Here is a 3163-nt window from a genome sequence, read left to right on the forward strand (position 1 = left end):
GAGCGCCTCGAGGAACGCGAGAAGCTTGTCGGGCGGCCTGTAGCGGCCTGGCGCCGTGTTGGCCGGCGTGGTTTTCGCCAGGGTGCGCTCTTTAAGCTCCAGATCGGCGTGCAAATAGACGTGGGTAGTCTCGATCTGTTCGTGGCCAAGCCACAGCGCGATCACCGAGGTGTCGACGCCGGCGCGCAGCAACCGCATTGCCGCGGTATGACGCAAGGTGTGCAGTGTGACCCTTTTCCGCGCCAGCGACGGACAGCCTTTGGCAGCGAATTCGACATATTTCGCGAGCCGGCGCTCGAGAGCGTCGCGGCTGAGCATCTTGCCGGTCTGTGTGGGGAAGAGGGGATCGGCCGGTTGCCCGGCACGTTGGGCCAGCCAGACGCGCAGCACGGCGGCCATGTTGGAGGTGATCGGTGTGATCCGCTGCTTTCGTCCCTTTCCCATACAGCTGACATGAGCACCGGAACCGAGATGGATATCGGCGCAGTGAAGGGCGATCAGTTCGGATGCCCGCAGGCCGGTTTGCGCGGCGAGCCGCAGCAAGGCATGGTCGCGCCGCCCGGTCCAGGTCGACCGCGTGGGAGCGGACAGCAATGCATCGAGTTCCTCCTCCGTCAGGAACGTCACAAGCCTTCGCTCAAAGCGCTTTGGCGGAATAGCAAGCACTCGTTCGATCGTCGCGGCATATTCGCGGTGACGAAGCGCGGCGAATTGGAACAACGATCGGATAGCAGCAAGCCTCGCATTCCGCGTCCGCGCGCTGTTGCCCCGATGATGCTCGAGATGATCGAGGAAATCGCCGACACAGGCGGCATCGAGGTCGTTGAACTCCAACTTGGATGGTTCCGTGCCATGCCGCGCGGCGGCGAAGACCAGCATCAGCCGCAGGGTATCCCGATAGGCCGCGAGCGTATGCGGGCTGGCTTGCCGCTGCCGGATCAGGCGGTCGCTGAAGAACGCCTGCAAGGTCGCGCGGGTCATGCGCCGCCCCCGATCTGTCGCTCCAGACGATCACTGGCCAGTTGCAGCAATTCCGGGGCCGCCGAGAGATACCAGTAGGTCTTGCCTGGATCGATGTGGCCAAGATAGGTCGACAGCAGGGCAAGCCGGCCTCCCGGGTCGCCGCCGTCGCGATAAGCATCAAGAAGAGTGCGAACGGCAAACGCGTGCCGAAGGTCGTGGAGCCGCGGTCGGCAGGCGGCCGAGCGCGGGGCGATGCCGACGCGACAGACGAGTTTCTGGAACGTGTTTTGAACGTTGGTATAGAGCAGCCTGGTTCCGGCCGGCGAGACGAACAGGGCGGGCGTGTTCGGCGGCCGGCGGGGCCGATCGCTGCGGCGCAAATAATTGCCGAGGGCTGCAACAGTGCTCGGATGTAACGCTAACTCGCGGGATTTGCCGGCCTTTCCGTGCCGGACGGTGAGGACGCCACCGACGGCATCGAAGTCGTCGCGGTCGAGGCCGATCCCTTCTCCAATCCGCATCCCGGTCACGGCCAGCAAGCCGATCAGGGTCCGGTAGGTCGCTTGCCGATGTGGCGTGCGCAATGCTGCGGTCGCAGTCATCAAGGCGATGACCTCCTCCTGCGAATAGAAGTAGGGCGTGGCTCGGCAAGACCGCCCCGGCAGCAGATCACGGGGTGGCACCTCGGTTGCCGGGTCGAGCCCGCGCAGGTGGGTCGCAAAGCGGCGAACCACGGAAAGCCGCGTGGACATCCAGCTTCGATCGGCGCCTGCCGGCAGCATCGCCCAAGCGAGGGCGGTCTTGGTGGTCAGGCGGTCTTCGCCCTGTGCCTCGAGGTAGGTGAGGAACTGAGCAAGGAGCTTCTCGGACCGAGCAAGCTGGTAGCCGAGGGCGCGACGCACGGCCAGGTAGTCGGCCAGGGCTTGGCGAAGCGCGCTCATGCCACCTCTCCCGGCCAGGGGCGGGCGACCGTTCGCAGGGCTTCGCGATCAACCTTGGCATAGATCGCCGTTGTCAGGGCGCGGCGATGACGCAGGACCTGCCCGACCTCCGGCAGCGACGCGCCGGCGCGCAACATTGCCGACGCCGCCGTATGGCGCAAGCGGTGGGCGTACATCTGGCCGAGACCGGCGCGATGACCGGCGGCAGCCACGATCTGCGACACGCCAGCGCTGGTGAGGGCATTATGGGGCGCCCTGACCCGCACAAATACCGTCCGGCCTTGGGCGGTCCGGGGCGGCCGTGGCGCAGATAAGCCGCCACCGCTTCGCCGGCGTCGGGCGGCAAGGGAAGGTGTTCGATGCAGCTTCCCTTGCCCCGCACGAGGATCTCGCCGGCCCGCCAATGCAGGTCGAGTTTGAGCCGACTTCCCCCGCCCGCAAGCCGAGACGCACCAACACGGTCAAGACCGCGAAGTCGCGGCAGCCGAGCGACGTGCCGCGGTCGCAGGATGCCAGAAGACGCTCAACCTGATCGGTATCCAGTCCCTTTGGCAGCCCGGCCAGTCGCCGACCGGCAACCGAGGGCACGCAAGCGGCAAGAGGACGCGCGATGAGGCCCTCGACATGAAGGAATCCGAGCAGCGATCGCAGCGCCGTCACAGTCAGGCTGGCCGTGCCGCGGCTCAGCTGAGGGCAATGCATCACCACAAAGGCGGTGATGTCGGTCGCGGCCAAACCCGCAAGGTCCAAGGCACGCCCTTCGGACGACAATTGATGACGCAGAAAGGGGCGCACCATCTGGGCATAGACATCGGCGGTCGCTTTCCCCAAACCGCGCTCAGTCGCCAGGGAGCGTTGGTACCGTTCCAGCAGATTCTCTGCCGGATTGTCGGGTGCACGGGGTGTCGGCAGCACCACGCCGCAAGACTGCAAATAGCCCAATATGGGCCGCAACGCTTTGATCGAGCGGAGTTGCCAGCCAGCGGCACGACGGGTACGGACAAACCACTCGACCTCGGTCGCACCCAGGTCCTCCACGCCCATGCCCTCCAATGTGAGCCAGCAGCTTAATCGCGCCACCAGCCGCATCTGCTCGCGGGCGGAAATCTGCGCATAGCCCTGTCGGGCGAGTTCGGCGGCAAAGCCAGCCGCAAATGGGGCAAGTGGGCCCTGGACGCGAACGCGAAACGGATCGATCGACATGAAAACTCCCCTTCTTTGAAAAAAGAAGAGAAGTTTGTACGATACTCAGGCCGTCG

General features: G+C 65.4%; 4 protein-coding genes. All 4 read right to left on the reverse strand.

The genetic code is table 11. From position 1 onward, the window contains the following. Window positions 1-981, reverse strand: a 981-nt coding sequence (locus tag NKH01_RS34970; protein WP_353024723.1) for a tyrosine-type recombinase/integrase, incomplete at its 3' end; no start/stop codon positions are given. Then, a complete protein-coding gene (locus tag NKH01_RS34975) occupies window positions 978-1904 on the reverse strand; it encodes a tyrosine-type recombinase/integrase (protein WP_353024724.1) in 927 nt (308 codons plus the stop codon). The genes NKH01_RS34970 and NKH01_RS34975, both read right to left, overlap by 4 nt. Next, window positions 1901-2128, reverse strand: a complete 228-nt coding sequence (locus tag NKH01_RS34980; RefSeq protein WP_353024725.1) for a tyrosine-type recombinase/integrase — start codon at window positions 2126-2128, stop codon at window positions 1901-1903. Before NKH01_RS34980 ends, NKH01_RS34975 begins: the two co-directional genes overlap by 4 nt. A 19-nt stretch (window positions 2129-2147) precedes the next feature. After that, window positions 2148-3107 (reverse strand): tyrosine-type recombinase/integrase, encoded by a 960-nt coding sequence (locus NKH01_RS34985; protein WP_353024726.1) that lies wholly within the window; start codon window positions 3105-3107, stop codon window positions 2148-2150. Between the last annotated feature and the right edge of the window lie 56 nt (window positions 3108-3163).

This window comes from Mesorhizobium sp. M1403 (assembly GCF_040317695.1).
Classification (GTDB): Bacteria; Pseudomonadota; Alphaproteobacteria; order Rhizobiales; family Rhizobiaceae; genus Mesorhizobium.